This is a genomic window from Microbacterium sp. LWO13-1.2 (assembly GCF_038397725.1).
GTDB lineage: Bacteria > Actinomycetota > Actinomycetes > Actinomycetales > Microbacteriaceae > Microbacterium.
On sequence record NZ_CP151634.1, the window covers coordinates 3140919 to 3154397 of the forward strand.

Here is a 13479-nt window from a genome sequence, read left to right on the forward strand (position 1 = left end):
TCGAGTCTACGGAGTGGCCGTGCGCCTTCCTGGCAATGTCTGCGGCCGGCTCTACCGTGAGTCCATGACCCCCGCGTCCCCTCTCCCGCCCTGGCTCACCCGCGTCGGCGTCTTCGACTTGGAGACCACGGGAGTCGACGTCACAGCGGATCGCATCGTCACCGCCTACGTCGGCGTGCTGGATGCGAAGGGCCATGAGATCGCGGCCCGATCGTGGATGGCCGACCCCGGTATTCCGATTCCGGATGGCGCCGCTGCGATCCACGGTGTGACGACAGAGCACGCGAGGCGCGAGGGGCGCCCCGCCCGCGACGTCGTCGCCGAGATCACTGCAGCCCTGCGTGCGCTCTTGGCACAGGGCGTTCCGATCGTCGCGTACAACGCCTCGTATGATTTCTCCCTGCTGACGCATGAGGCGCTCCGCCACGGCGTTGCCCCGCTGGTGGATCCAACGCCGATCATCGATCCGCTCGTGATCGACAAGGCTTTTGACCGATACCGACGCGGCAAGCGAACGCTCGAAGTCGTCGCGGCCCATTACGCGGTGCCCTTGGACAGCGCCCATGAGGCGTCCGCAGACGCCATCGCTGCCGGGCGCGTCGCTCAGGCGCTCGGCCGACAGTTCGAGATGCCGGACACGCCGCACGAACTGCACACCCGCCAGATCGGTTGGGCGCGGTCGCAGGCGGCAAGCCTGACCGAGTACTTCGTCAGCATCGGCCGCCTTGACCCGGAGAGCGCACTGGACGGCGCCTGGCCGATCCGCGGTTAGAGCGCCAACGGCAGGCGGAAGCAAGAACGTCGTTCCTGCTTCCGCCCGTCGGCCTCAGACGACGTCGTCGTTGGTGGATGTGACCGTGCGGCGTGATGTCGGCTGTCCCGTCGCAGGATCGACGCTGGTGTGCGTCACCGCTTCAGAACGACGACGGCGAGCGAGCAGCACGATTCCGACGATGAAGACGACGACGCCCGCTCCCATGAGGATGTACCCGATCATGTCGAGATCGACGTACTCGACCTCCACGTTGACGGCGAACACGAGGATCGCGCCGATCACGAAGAGTACTACTCCGGTGCCAATGCTCATGATGTCCTCCACTTCTTGCGGCGCTGTGCCGCGGACCTCCACACTCGGGGGCAGGAGCGGAGACCGGAAGGGGCTTGACAGCGCTCGGCAGGTGCTTGATGTCACGCGCGCAACGCACGGCGAAGCCGAGAAGTCGATGGTGGGGCGGGCGGGACTTGAACCCGCGATCGTTGGGTTATGAGCCCACTGCCTTGACCAGCTTGGCCACCGCCCCGTATGCATCCAGCCTAGTGCTGACTCTGCATCGTCGCCGGAGTCAAACCGGAACGGCCGCGCTGTGCGTCTGCAGATGCGAGAGATAGATGTCGGCGTTGGCGAGGAGCCCGGCTCGCTCCTCGTCGCTGAGGACGCGTCGCACCTTCGCCGGTACACCGGCCACCAACGAACCGTCCGGAATCTCGGTACCACCGAGCACGACAGCGCCACCGGCGATGAGGCATCCGGCGCCGATCACCGCGCCGCTGAGCACGACCGCTCCCATCCCGATCAGAGAACCGTCTCCGATCGTGCATCCGTGCACCACAGCGTTGTGGCCGATCGAGACCTTTTCGCCGATCACGACGGGGTGACCGGCGTCGACGTGCACCGAGACGTTGTCCTGCACGTTGCTGCCCGCACCGATCACGATTCCGGCTGAATCGCCACGCAGAACGGCGTTGTACCAGACGCTCACGCCGGCCGCGAGTGAAACGTCGCCGACGATGCGCGCACCCTCGGCGACGAAGGTCGCGTCGGCGATCGACGGAGTGCGGCCCGGCAGGGCGAGAACGGATGCTCCTGGTGCGATGCTCATGAGGCGAGACTACCCTCGGTGACCCGGAATCCCGCGTGATTCCGGGCCGGTAAGCGGAGCCTCAGCTTGCTTGCGGAATGTCTGAGGCTGAGTAGCGTTGTCTTCATCAGGTACGAAGAAGCCATGTCAAGGAGCGCACAATGAGCAAGGCACAGACTGTTTCCACCACCGCCAGCGACCCGACCGTGGCAGCTGCCACGGCCCAGTTCCTCTCGCCCGTGGTGCTGGGTCTCGAAGCCCTCACCGTGAACGGCAAGCAGGCGCACTGGCACGTCCGCGGCGCCAACTTCGTCGGCGTGCACGAGCTGCTCGACACCATCGTCGCCCACGCCGGCGACTTCGCCGACACCGCCGCGGAGCGCATCGTCGCTCTCGGCCTCCCGATCGACGCTCGACTGAGCACGGTCGCCGAGAAGGCCGGCACGACCTCGGTCCCCGCCGGCTTCACCCAGTCCGACGAGCTGGTCCGCGCCGTGATCTCGGACATCGACGCCATCCTCGTCGACGTCAAGGCCGCGATCGATGGTCTCGATGAGGTCGACCTCACCAGCCAGGACGTCGCGATCGAGATCATGCGTGGTCTCGAGAAGGACCGATGGTTCCTCGTCTCGCACATCGCGGCATAAGCACCACTCAAGGCAGGGAGGGTACCCGGGATTCGTCCCGAGTACCCTCCCTTTCTGTATGCGTCAGCTCAGGTGGGTGAGCCGGCCCGCGAGCACCGTCGCGAACACGGGCATCTGCCGCAGAGCATCGGCCGGCGCGGCCTGAGGGTCCTGGCTGCACAGCACGATGTCGGCAGGTTCTCCTGGGCGCAGCGATGAACGCACACTCGCCCGCAGCGCGTCGTCGACGCTGAGGCTCTCTTCTGGATGCCACGGCGCGCGATCGCCGTCGGTACGCGCTACGGCGGCAGCGATCGCCTGCCAAGGATCGAGCGGCGCCACCGGCGCGTCGGACCCGAATCGCAGTTCGACCCCGGCGTTGCGCAGAGCGGCGAGCGGATAGCCGATCGCTGTCTGCTCGGCCCAGAGGCCATCCACGAGATCACGGTCGTCGAGCGCGTGCTGCGGTTGCACGCTCGCGATCACGCCGAGGCGGGCGAAGCGTGCAAGATCTGCGTGCCGGACCAGTTGGGCGTGCTCGATCGTGCCGCTCGCGCCGGAAAGAGTGAAGGCGTCGAGCGCTGTCGTGGTCGCCCGGTCACCGATGGCGTGCACCGCGGCAGAGAGTCCTGCGCCCGTCGCTCGGATGAGGAGGTCGACGAGTTCGTCGGGCTCGACATTGAGGACGCCGAAGTTGCCCGCATCGCCGGCATACGGATACGAACATGCTGCGGTGCGCGTTCCGAGAGAGCCGTCGGTGATGACCTTCAGAGAACCGACTCGCACGAGCCCGGCGCCGTCGACGGTGGCATCCGCTGTCTGACGGAGGTCTCCGGTGCGGAGCCCGGCCGCGACCGCGCGTTCCAGGTCGAACGGGTAGATCGCGAACTCCACGCGATGTGCCGCGAAGCCGGCCGCGATCCGGCGCGGCCAGGCGTCGGCGTTCCAGGCCATGTCGAAATCGACCAGGCCCGTGACACCACGCGCTGCGGCCTGCTCCCCCGCCAGCCGCACCGCACGATCACCCCGCTCCGGGTCCGCCGCGTTGAGGCGTCGAGAGATCTCGAACGCGTCCTCCTCACGGAGCATTCCGTCGGGGCTGGTGAACCCTTCCCTGCGGAGGGCCGCAGAGTTCAGCCAGACGCTGTGCACATCCGCGTTGATGAGGTACGTCGGCACCTCGCCGGTGCGGGAGTCGAGCAGGTCGAGTGTGGGTTCATCTGCCCACAGGGCGTCCCGGAATCCGCTGCCGACACGACGACCGTCGGGCAGTGCCGCCACCGATGCCATGCGCACCGCGGCCTCGGACGCCGATGACACCTCACCCAGACTCTCGCGCTCGGCGGCCAGCGCCCATTGCACGGTGTGCACGTGATTGTCCCAGAGGCCCGGCACGACCCAGCTGCCATCCGCCTCGAGCACATCACCGCTGGTGGGAAGAGCACCTGTCGGCGCGATGTCAGAGATCACACCGCCGTCGATGTGGATGTCGACCGGCTCGTCCGACGGGAGAAACTCGCGACCCGGACCAGCGATACGTGCGCCCCTGACCACTCCGATGTGCGCCCCTAGTGCCGTCACCGCTGGACTCCGGTGCGCGCATCCTGGGCGCGTCGCATCTCGTCGGCCAGCGCGGCGTTCGCATATGGTCCGTCTGCCGCCAGAGCATCGATCACGGTCTCGATGGTCTCGGCCGGCTTGTTCTGACTGAGCTTGCGCTTCGCCACGACCCTGGTGGGTGTGAGCCGGAAGCCGACTGTCCCTGCCGCCATTCGGTTGACGAAGGCCTCGTCGTTGGGCCGCTCCCACATGCGCCGCGGTTCCGGCATCCGGCCTTCGAACCGGTCAACCAGCCGGTCGAGCACGGCAAGGTTCTCGTCCGCGTTGAGGATCTCAGGGATGCCGGCGAGATGCACCGCGGTGTAGTTCCACGTCGGCACTGCTTGGGCGCCCCCGTACCATCCAGGAGAGATGTACCCGTGCGGGCCCTGGAACATGACCAGCAACTCGCGCTCTCCCATGCCGTGGATCAGGTCGTCCGGGCGGCCGACGTGTCCCACGATCGTGAGGTCGTCGCGATCCTCATCGAGCAGGACGACATAGTGTGAGGCGACGAGGCCATCCGGAGCTGCGCTGACGATCGTCGCCCACGGATTCCCGTCGATCACACGACGGATCTCTGCGATATCGGCGAGCGTGAAACTGGGATTCTGACGCATCCTCTCAGCCTACGGCCGAGACGAGCGGGACAGGCTTGGTCAGGCCTGGCAGCGCGGACACCAGTACAGCTTGCGCGCGCCGATCTCCTCGAGGGCGATCTCGGTGCCGCAGATACGGCAGGGCAGACCTGCGCGGTGATACACCCAGTGTCGATCATCCCGACTCGCCATCGCCGCCCGATACTGCACCGGGTCCAGATCGTCCATGGTCATCATCTGACCGGTCTCCACGCCGACCGCGAGGAGACTCACCCAGTCGCGCCACAGTGCACGGATCGTGTCCTCCGGAACATCACGACCAGGAGTGTGGGGGTTCAGCCGCTCTCGGAACAGCATCTCCGCACGGTAGACGTTGCCGATGCCGCTGACCACCGACTGGTCCATCAGCAGCAGCGCGATCACGGTCTGCTTCTTCCGCACCGTGCGAACGAACCGCTCCTCATTCGCGATCGGATCGCCGACGAGCGGGTCGGGTCCGAGCTTCGCGACGGTGGTGAGCATCTCCTCGGGCGTCTGCAACACGCATGCAGTCGGACCGCGCAGATCTGCGGCCGTGATGTCGGTCATCAGCCGCAATCGCACCTGCCCGACGACCGGCGGCGGCCACTCGATGCCTTCGTCGGCAAGACCCTTGGTCTGCTCGGACATCCGCACGTGCACCCGGGTGCGCCGGGGCGCACCGATCGAGGACAGCGAGTTCTCCCCCGCGTCGTCCAGGATCACGGCTTCGAGATCTGTGCCGCGCTGGTTGGTCTGCCCCATCCGCCCGTTCGCCGAGGCGATCGTCGGATCGACGAGGATGTCTCCCGCGAAATCCCAGGCGCCGTAGAGACCGAGATGCACCCGCAGCCACACGTCGCCCTCGAATTCGAGGAACATCTGCTTGCCGACGGCCTGGACACTCACTGCCTCACGCCCGTCGAGAACCGCTGCGCCTTCGGCGAATCGACCCTGCGGGCTGGACGCGAAGATCGACTTGCCGATGAAGTTGCGATCGAACTGTCGAGCGATGCGGTGGACGGAATGTCCTTCAGGCATCTCAGGCCCTGGGGTCCGGCAGCAGCGATCCGTCGCGCTCGTAGTCCGCGATCTGCGCGATACGGCGCACGTGACGCTCTTCGCCGGTGAACGGCGTCGTGATGAATCGGTCGATGAAGCTCGTCACTTCGTCGAAGGTGTGCTGACGGGCACCGATCGCGATCACGTTCGCATCATTGTGCTCGCGAGCGAGCTCGGCGGTGGAGAGGTTCCAGACGAGGGCGGCACGGATGCCCTGCACCTTGTTCGCCGCGATCTGCTCGCCATTGCCGGATCCGCCGAACACCACGCCCAGCGCCTCGACTCCGGAAGCCTGGTCGGCCACGACAGCCTGTGCGGCACGGATGCAGAACGCCGGGTAGTCGTCCACCGCGTCATACTCGACCGGCCCGTGATCGATGACGTCGTGGCCGGCGGAGCGCAGGTGCTCCTGCAGCTGGGTGGAGAAATCGAGACCGGCATGGTCGGTGGCGATGTGGATGCGCATGGGTTCCATCCTAGAAGTCGGCGAGCCCGACCGGTGGGATCAGGGAGCGAGACCTGCGGCGGCCGGTTTGAATCCGGCACGCACGTTCTCACAGCACCCGGGACGGCAGACGTCGAAGCTCGGCCCGAGGGCGGTCACGTGCTCCCGCTCGGATGCCGCTCGCCCCTCGAGCCGCTCCTGGATGAGATCGACGATCCCGGCGACGAACGAGGCGGAGACACCGGGGGTCGGGGTGCGCACGAAGGCCAATCCGGCATCCGATGCCGCCTCCGCGGCCTCGGTGTCGAGGTCCCACAGCACTTCCATGTGGTCGCTCATGAAGCCCACCGGCACCACGATGACAGCCGTGCGCCCGCGAGCGGGAAGCTCACCGATCACGTCGCAGACGTCCGGCTCCAGCCACGGCTGGCTCGCGGGCCCGGAGCGCGACTGATAGACGAGTTCCCAGGACACATCGGCCGCAGTGGGGAGAACGTGCGCGACGCGGTCCATGACCCACTGCGCGACGGCCTCATGCTGGGCCGCATAGGCGCCGCCCGGCCCGAAATCGACGTCGCGTGGGCCGGAGCGCTGTGCGTCGGCGGTCGGGATGCTGTGCGTGGAGAAAAGAACCTGGATCGCGTCAGCCGGGATGCCGTCGGCGAGGAAGGTCTCGACAGCGGTGCGCACGCCCGTCTCGAAAGCCGCGACGAAGCCGGGGTGGTCGTAGAACGGACGAATCTTGTCGACCGTGACGGTCCCACCGAGTCCGGTCTCCTCCAAGACCTGCGCGAAATCTTCGCGGTACTGCCGACAGCTCGAGAACGAGCTGTAGGCGCTGGTGGCGAAGGCGAGCAGGGTGTTGTCTCCCTGCGCGGCGGCTTCGGTGACAGCGTCACCCAGGTACGGAGCCCAGTTGCGGTTACCCCAGTAGACAGGCAGATCGACGCCGCGCTCGGCCAGTTCCGCCTCCAGCGCCTGCTTCAGAGCGCGATTCTGGCCATTGATTGGGCTCACGCCGCCGAAGTGACGGTAATGGTGCGCGACCTCCTCGAGGCGTTCATCCGGGATGCCCCGTCCTCGCGTCACGTTGCGGAGGAAGGGAATCACATCGTCCTGCCCCTCGGGTCCGCCGAATCCGGCGAGCAGGATGCCGTCGTACGCGACGGGGCTCGTCACGTAGGGGGCGCCACCGGCAGCGGCGGCAGAGGCATAGGGAACGGCATCCGAATCGATCGCAGTCACCGTCCCATCCTTCCACTCGAAACCTATGGGTATCCCCTCATCGCTCGCCCGGCGCGGCTCCTGGCGTAGGCTGTCATGGTTGCCGTCGACGCCAGCCGCGTCTCATTGCGGTGACATCCCCTCACCCCTGGGAGTACAGCTGTGCCTGGAGAGAACCTCACCCGCATCGAAGCGCAGGAGCGCCGCGACGTCATCGACACGCAGTCGTACGAGGTCGCACTCGATCTGACGAAGGGTGCTGAGGTCTTCGGTTCCCGGAGCGTCGTGCGCTTCACCGCGACGCCGGAGAGCTTCACATTCATCGACCTCATCGCCCGTGAGGTGCGCGAGATCTCGCTCAACGGCGAACTGCTCGATCCGGATGAGGTGTTCGCCGACTCCCGCATCGCGCTGGCCAGCCTGCAGGCCGAGAACGTGCTCGTCGTCGACGCCGACTGCGAGTACACGAACACCGGCGAGGGCCTGCACCGCTTCGTCGACCCGGTCGACCAGGAGGTCTACCTCTACTCGCAGTTCGAGGTACCGGATTCGCGACGCGTGTTCGCGGTGTTCGAGCAGCCCGACCTCAAGGCCACGTTCCAGTTCACGATCACGGCTCCCGCCGCGTGGAAGGTCGTCTCCAACTCCCCCACGCCCGAGCCAATCATCCACGACGGTTCCGCCGGCTCCGAGAGCGTCGCCACCTGGGGGTTCGAGCCCACGCCGCGCATCTCCTCCTACATCACCGCGCTGGTCGCCGGTCCTTACGAGTCGACGTTCTCCGAGCTCACCAGCTCTTCCGGCGACGTCATCCCGCTCGGCGTCTACGGCCGCAAGAGCCTCTGGCAGCACCTCGATGCCGACTACATCTTCGACAAGACCCGACAGGGCTTCGAGTACTTCGAGTCGAAGTTCGGCGTTCCGTACCCGTTCGCCAAGTACGACCAGCTCTTCGTCCCGGAGTTCAACGCCGGCGCGATGGAGAACGCGGGAGCCGTGACGTTCACGGAGTCCTACGTCTTCCGCAGCAAGGTGACGGATGCCGTCAAGGAGCGTCGCGTCGTCACGATCCTGCATGAGCTCGCGCACATGTGGTTCGGCGATCTCGTCACCATGAAGTGGTGGAACGGCCTCTGGTTGAACGAGTCGTTCGCCGAGTGGGCATCGACCATCGCCACGGCCGAGGCCACGGAGTGGACCGAAGCGTGGACGACCTTCAACGCGATGGAGAAGACCTGGGCGTACCGCCAGGACCAGCTCCCGTCGACGCATCCGATCGTCGCCGAGATCAACGACCTCGAAGACGTGCAGGTCAACTTCGACGGCATCACCTACGCCAAGGGCGGGTCCGTGCTCAAGCAGCTCGCCGCCTGGGTGGGCATCGAGGCGTTCTTCGCCGGTGTCTCGCAGTACTTCCAGAAGCACTCGTGGGGCAACACCGAATTGAGCGACCTGCTGGTCGAGCTCGAAGCCACCAGCGGCCGCGAACTCAGCTCGTGGTCGAAGAAGTGGCTGGAGACCGCCGGAGTCAACACTCTCGAGCCGGTCATCGCCGATGACGCCGACGGCACGATCACCCGGTTCGCCGTGACGCAGACCGCACCGGCCGACTACCCGACCATTCGCCCGCACCGTCTGGGAATCGGCTTCTACTCGCTGCAGGAGGGCGCACTCGTGCGCAGCCACTACGTCGAGGTCGACGTCGACGGCGATCGCACCGAGGTGCCGGAGCTGCACGGCCTGACGCGCCCCGACCTGGTGCTGCTCAACGACGACGACCTCGCCTACGCGAAGATTCGTCTCGACGAGCGTTCACTCGCCACGGCGATCGCTCATCTCGCGGACATCAGCGCCCCCCTGGCGCGCTCGCTCGTGTGGGGCGCGGCCTGGGATCAGACCCGCGACGCCGAGAGCGCCGCGTCCGACTACATCGATCTGGTCCTCGGCAACATCGGCCGCGAGACCGAGTCGACCACCGTGCGCACCACACTCGCGCAGCTGCGCACCGCTGCGAACCTCTATGTCGCACCTGCAGACCGCACCGCGGCCCGCCAGAAGGTCGCCGACGGCCTGTGGGCGCTCGCCGAGTCGGCCGAGGCCGGCAGCGACAGCCAGCTGCAGTTCGTGACGGCGTTCGCGAACGCGCTGGTCACCGCGGAACACGCCGGTATCGTCGGCCGTCTGCGCGCGGGTGAGGAGACGTTGCCCGGCCTCGAGATCGATGCCGACCTCAACTGGCAGTTGCTCGTCGGCCTGGCCTCCATCGGCGCCACGGACGCAGCCTCCATCGATGCAGCCCTCGCCGCAGACAACACGTCGAAGGGTGCGGAGTTCGCGGCTCAGGCCCGTGCCTCGCTTCCGGATTCGGAGTCGAAGAAGGCGGCATGGGCGTCGCTCATCGAGCGCGATGACGCACCCAACACGATCGTCCGCGCTGCCGCCCTCGGATTCGTTCACCCGGCGGGCGTCGGCGTGCTCGGCGAGTTCGTTCCGGCGTACTTCGACATGCTGCTGCCGATCTGGGACTCCCGCAGCTACCAGATCGCTCAGTACCTCATCACCGGGCTCTACCCGACAGCGCTCGGCAACATCGAACTCCGTGATGCGACCCGCGCCTGGCTCTCGGCGAACCAGGATGCCGCGCCCGCGCTGCGTCGTCTGGTTCTGGAGAACCTCGCCGACGTCGAGCGGGCGCTGGCCGCTCAGGCGCGCGACGCGGACGACTGAGTCCTCTCGCCTCGAATCGGGCCTCTGCCGCAGCGCTTCCAGCCTGCGCAGAGGCCCGATCAGTAGGATCAGGAAGTGATGTTGATGCCTTTCGAGACTGATCCAACGGCTCCCCCGACCGACCTCGGCGGGTGGGGCGACGTGCTCGCCGTATTGGCCCAGATCGGCGGTAAGGCGCTCACCGTCGCACTGATCATCGTCAGTTGCGTCGTCATCGCCCTGCTGCTGCGTCTGGTGATCCGCCGCGTCGTCCACCGCATCGTCGACAGCGCCAAGAGCAAGGCCGCAGTCGACGACACCCAAGCCCTCGAGCGATCGCCCCTCGCGGACATGAGACTCGTGCAGCGCACTCGCACGCTCGGCAGCATCCTGCAGAACATCGTCAACGTGATGCTGGTCGTGATCGCTCTGGTGTTGACCGTGAACGCTCTCGATCAGAGCCTGCTCGGTTCCCTCACTCTGCTCACCGCTGCGGTGGGTGCTGGCCTCGGCTTCGGCGCGCAGAACATCGTCAAGGATGTGCTGAACGGTATCTTCCTCGTCGCCGAGGATCAGATCGGCATCGGCGATGTCGTCGATCTCGGCCTCGCCAGCGGTGTCGTCGAGTACGTCAGCGTTCGCATCACCCAGGTTCGGGATGTCAACGGAACGCTCTGGTACGTGCGCAACGGCGAGGTGCTGCGGATCGGCAACATGTCGCAGGGGTGGGCACGAGCCATCATCGACCTCGGCGTCCCGACCGATGCCGACCTCGATCTGGTAGAGCAGACCATGCTCGAGACAGCTCAAGGGCTCGCCAAGGATCCCAAGTGGCGCACGCGCATCGTGGAGAAGCCGGAAATCTGGGGGCTGGAGTCCATCGGCGGCGACGCTCTCGTCGTGCGCGTCGTGATCAAGGCGCGCGCGAACGCGAAGGACGACGTCTCGCAGGAACTCCGCAAGCGCCTGCGCACCGCGCTCTCCGAGAAGGAGATCGCCCTCCCGAGCATGGCTGCCGTCGTCCCGACCGGCCTCGACGGAGCCCAGCGCGTCCGCGGTGCCAACCCGCCGAAGACCCGGCCGACCGCCGTCACCGGTGTACCGACGGTCTCGCGCGGCATCTGGCGCAAGAAGGACACGGCGACAGAGCCATCCAAGCCCAAGGACACGAAATGACGTTCTACGACGAGGTCGGCGGCCACGACACCTTCGCGAAGATCGTCGCCGCGTTCTATCGCGGTGTCGCCGATGATCCGGTGCTGAAGCCGATGTATCCCGAGGAGGACTTGGGGCCGGCGGCCGAGCGACTCACGCTCTTCCTCGAGCAGTACTGGGGCGGGCCGACGACGTACGGTGAGACCCGCGGGCACCCGCGTCTGCGCATGCGCCACATGCCGTTCCACGTCGATCCGGACGCCCGTGATCGTTGGCTGAAGCACATGCGCGCGGCCGTGGACGAGGCGAAGTTGTCGCCTCTGCACGAATCCACGCTCTGGGACTACCTCGAGCGTGCGGCGTATGCCATGGTGAACACATTCGAGCCGTCCGGCATCGGTCCCGCATCGGATGGCCGCGCGACACTCGAAACCCGAACTCGTCAGGATTCAACGGAGACCACATGACGCACCACCCCGCCTCCCTGTCCGCCGACGTCCTCGTCATCGGCTGGGGGCTGGCGGGGCTTGTCGCCGCCTGCGAGGCGATCGATGCCGGCCGTCGTGTGATCATCATCGATCAGGAACCGCGCGTGAACATCGGCGGCCAGGCCTGGTGGTCGTTCGGCGGATTGTTCTTCATCGATTCCCCGGAACAGCGCCGGATGGGCATCCGCGACTCCCTCGAGCTCGCCGCACAGGACTGGTTCGGAAACGCCGCGTTCGACCGGCCGGAAGACAAATGGCCGCGCCGCTGGGCGCAGGCCTACCTCGAGTTCGCCGCTGAGGAGAAGCGCGCATGGCTGCGCGAGCGCGGTGTCTCGTTCTTCCCGGTCGTCGGCTGGGCCGAACGCGGCGGCTACGGCGCCCTCGGCCCCGGCAACTCGGTCCCCCGCTTCCACATCACGTGGGGCACCGGCCCCGGCATCGTCGCCCCCTTCCTCGCGCGGGTCGAACAGGCCGAGGCCGAGGGCCGCCTCGTCGTGCTCCCCCGGCACCGCGTGAGCGAGTTGGTCGTCACGGACGGGGCGGTCACGGGTGCGCGTGGCAGCGTTCTCGCACCGGACGACGTCGCTCGGGGCGTCGCTTCGTCGCGAGATATCGTTGCCGACTTCGAGATCGCTGCTGGTGCGACGATCGTTTCCTCCGGCGGCATCGGCGGCAATCACGATCTCGTCCGCGCCGCCTGGCCTGCTCGACTGGGCACGCCGCCCGACCACATGTTGACCGGGGTTCCCGCGTACGTCGACGGTTCGATGCACGAGGTGAGTGCGACAGCCGGGGCGCACCTCATCAACGAGGACCGGATGTGGCACTACGTGGAGGGGATCACGAACTGGAATCCGGTGTGGCCGTCCCACGGCATCCGGATCCTCCCCGGCCCGTCCTCGCTGTGGCTCGATGCGACCGGAGCACGCCTGCCCGTACCGCTCTTCCCCGGCTTCGACACACTCGGAACGCTGGCGCATCTGCGCACGACGGGATACGACCATTCCTGGTTCGTGACCTCGCGGCAGATCGTGGAAAAGGAGTTCGCTCTCTCGGGGAGCGAGCAGAACCCCGACCTCACGGGCAAAGACGTGAAGCTGCTGCTCAAGTCACGGCTCGCGAAGGGGCCGACCGGTCCTGTGCAGGCGTTCCTCGACGAGGGCGAAGACTTCATCGTCGAGAACGACCTGGAGACTCTGCTCGAACAGATGCGACGGCATCCCGGCGGTGACGCTCTCGACATCGATCGTGTCCGTCAGGAGGTGCTCGCCAGAGACCGGGAGATGGAGAACGACTTCACGAAAGACGCCCAGATCGGGATGCTCCGCTCGATGCGCGCCTACCGTGGGGACAAGCTGATCCGCACCGCGGCGCCGCATCGGCTGCAGGATCCGGCGGCCGGCCCTCTCATCGCTGTCAAGCTGCACGTGCTGACTCGGAAGTCGCTCGGGGGGATCGAGACGGACCTCGACGGACGCGCCCTCGGCCATGACGGCGCACCGATCCCCGGTCTTTTCGCGGCAGGCGAGGCAAGTGGCTTCGGTGGTGGCGGTCTGCACGGATACCGCGCTCTGGAAGGGACATTCCTCGGCGGATGCCTGTTCTCCGGGCGGCAGGCCGGCCGCGCTTCCGCACGCTGAGACGCACGCCTGCGGTCCGGCCCGGTACGGTTTCCGGATCATCAGCGGCAAAGCATCC

Annotated in this window: 13 protein-coding genes and 1 tRNA gene; 6 read left to right on the top strand and 8 right to left on the bottom strand. The window is 66.9% G+C overall.

Annotated features, from left to right (window positions below):
• The first annotated feature begins 64 nt into the window (after positions 1-64).
• Positions 65-772: a 3'-5' exonuclease gene (locus MRBLWO13_RS14990; protein WP_341974898.1), complete on the top strand. Its 708-nt coding sequence runs from the start codon at positions 65-67 to the stop codon at positions 770-772.
• Positions 773-826: 54 nt separating this feature from the next.
• On the opposite strand, the gene MRBLWO13_RS14995 is transcribed toward MRBLWO13_RS14990, so the two are convergent.
• The 3 genes from MRBLWO13_RS14995 to MRBLWO13_RS15005 all read right to left on the bottom strand — a co-directional run bounded on the left by MRBLWO13_RS14995 (position 827) and on the right by MRBLWO13_RS15005 (position 1880).
• Positions 827-1087 (bottom strand): DUF6458 family protein, encoded by a 261-nt coding sequence (locus MRBLWO13_RS14995; protein WP_341974899.1) that lies wholly within the window; start codon positions 1085-1087, stop codon positions 827-829.
• A gap of 137 nt (positions 1088-1224) precedes the next feature.
• Positions 1225-1301, bottom strand: a tRNA-Ile gene (locus MRBLWO13_RS15000).
• 42 nt (positions 1302-1343) lie between these two features.
• The gene (locus MRBLWO13_RS15005) at positions 1344-1880 is read right to left on the bottom strand and encodes a gamma carbonic anhydrase family protein (RefSeq protein ID WP_341974900.1); all 537 of its coding nucleotides are present in this window, start codon (positions 1878-1880) and stop codon (positions 1344-1346) included.
• Positions 1881-2020: 140 nt separating this feature from the next.
• On the opposite strand from MRBLWO13_RS15005, the gene MRBLWO13_RS15010 reads away from it, so the two are divergent.
• The gene (locus tag MRBLWO13_RS15010; RefSeq protein ID WP_341974901.1) at positions 2021-2506 is read left to right on the top strand and encodes a DNA starvation/stationary phase protection protein; all 486 of its coding nucleotides are present in this window, start codon (positions 2021-2023) and stop codon (positions 2504-2506) included.
• A gap of 63 nt (positions 2507-2569) precedes the next feature.
• Here MRBLWO13_RS15010 and MRBLWO13_RS15015 read toward each other — a convergent pair whose 3' ends face one another.
• The 5 genes from MRBLWO13_RS15015 to MRBLWO13_RS15035 are packed head-to-tail and all read right to left on the bottom strand — an operon-like array spanning position 2570 to position 7453.
• Positions 2570-4066, bottom strand: a complete 1497-nt coding sequence (locus tag MRBLWO13_RS15015) for an amidohydrolase family protein (protein WP_341974902.1) — start codon at positions 4064-4066, stop codon at positions 2570-2572.
• Entirely contained in the window at positions 4063-4704 is a 642-nt protein-coding gene (locus MRBLWO13_RS15020; RefSeq protein WP_341974903.1) for an FMN-binding negative transcriptional regulator, read from the bottom strand. The genes MRBLWO13_RS15015 and MRBLWO13_RS15020 overlap by 4 nt, the downstream gene beginning before the upstream one ends.
• A gap of 39 nt (positions 4705-4743) precedes the next feature.
• Positions 4744-5742 carry a DNA-formamidopyrimidine glycosylase family protein gene (locus MRBLWO13_RS15025; protein ID WP_341974904.1) on the bottom strand — a complete coding sequence of 333 codons (999 nt, stop codon included), beginning with the start codon at positions 5740-5742 and terminating at the stop codon, positions 4744-4746.
• Position 5743: 1 nt separating this feature from the next.
• Positions 5744-6229 carry a ribose-5-phosphate isomerase gene (locus tag MRBLWO13_RS15030; RefSeq protein ID WP_341974905.1) on the bottom strand — a complete coding sequence of 162 codons (486 nt, stop codon included), beginning with the start codon at positions 6227-6229 and terminating at the stop codon, positions 5744-5746.
• Between the two features lie 39 nt (positions 6230-6268).
• Positions 6269-7453: a ferrochelatase gene (locus MRBLWO13_RS15035; protein ID WP_341974906.1), complete on the bottom strand. Its 1185-nt coding sequence runs from the start codon at positions 7451-7453 to the stop codon at positions 6269-6271.
• Positions 7454-7594: 141 nt separating this feature from the next.
• Here MRBLWO13_RS15035 and pepN point away from each other — a divergent pair, with 141 nt between their 5' ends.
• From pepN to MRBLWO13_RS15055, 4 genes are all read left to right on the top strand, one after another.
• A complete protein-coding gene (gene pepN / locus MRBLWO13_RS15040) occupies positions 7595-10159 on the top strand; it encodes an aminopeptidase N (RefSeq protein WP_341974907.1) in 2565 nt (854 codons plus the stop codon).
• 78 nt (positions 10160-10237) lie between these two features.
• Positions 10238-11314: a mechanosensitive ion channel family protein gene (locus MRBLWO13_RS15045; RefSeq protein WP_341978436.1), complete on the top strand. Its 1077-nt coding sequence runs from the start codon at positions 10238-10240 to the stop codon at positions 11312-11314.
• Positions 11311-11760, top strand: a complete 450-nt coding sequence (locus MRBLWO13_RS15050) for a globin (RefSeq protein ID WP_341974908.1) — start codon at positions 11311-11313, stop codon at positions 11758-11760. The genes MRBLWO13_RS15045 and MRBLWO13_RS15050 overlap by 4 nt, the downstream gene beginning before the upstream one ends.
• On the top strand, positions 11757-13421 hold the full coding sequence (locus MRBLWO13_RS15055) for an FAD-binding dehydrogenase (RefSeq protein ID WP_341974909.1): 1665 nt from the start codon (positions 11757-11759) through the stop codon (positions 13419-13421). Before MRBLWO13_RS15050 ends, MRBLWO13_RS15055 begins: the two co-directional genes overlap by 4 nt.
• Positions 13422-13479: the final 58 nt, after the last annotated feature.

What these genes read in the sequence shown, in the direction of transcription:
- MRBLWO13_RS14990 (WP_341974898.1), top strand. Translation starts at nt 65, where the DNA reads ATGACCCCCGCGTCCCCTCTCCCGCCCTGGCTCACCCGCGTCGGCGTC.
- MRBLWO13_RS14995 (WP_341974899.1), bottom strand. Translation starts at nt 1,087, where the DNA reads ATGAGCATTGGCACCGGAGTAGTACTCTTCGTGATCGGCGCGATCCTC.
- MRBLWO13_RS15005 (WP_341974900.1), bottom strand. Translation starts at nt 1,880, where the DNA reads ATGAGCATCGCACCAGGAGCATCCGTTCTCGCCCTGCCGGGCCGCACT.
- MRBLWO13_RS15010 (WP_341974901.1), top strand. Translation starts at nt 2,021, where the DNA reads ATGAGCAAGGCACAGACTGTTTCCACCACCGCCAGCGACCCGACCGTG.
- MRBLWO13_RS15020 (WP_341974903.1), bottom strand. Translation starts at nt 4,704, where the DNA reads ATGCGTCAGAATCCCAGTTTCACGCTCGCCGATATCGCAGAGATCCGT.
- MRBLWO13_RS15025 (WP_341974904.1), bottom strand. Translation starts at nt 5,742, where the DNA reads ATGCCTGAAGGACATTCCGTCCACCGCATCGCTCGACAGTTCGATCGC.
- MRBLWO13_RS15030 (WP_341974905.1), bottom strand. Translation starts at nt 6,229, where the DNA reads ATGCGCATCCACATCGCCACCGACCATGCCGGTCTCGATTTCTCCACC.
- MRBLWO13_RS15045 (WP_341978436.1), top strand. Translation starts at nt 10,238, where the DNA reads ATGTTGATGCCTTTCGAGACTGATCCAACGGCTCCCCCGACCGACCTC.
- MRBLWO13_RS15050 (WP_341974908.1), top strand. Translation starts at nt 11,311, where the DNA reads ATGACGTTCTACGACGAGGTCGGCGGCCACGACACCTTCGCGAAGATC.
- MRBLWO13_RS15055 (WP_341974909.1), top strand. Translation starts at nt 11,757, where the DNA reads ATGACGCACCACCCCGCCTCCCTGTCCGCCGACGTCCTCGTCATCGGC.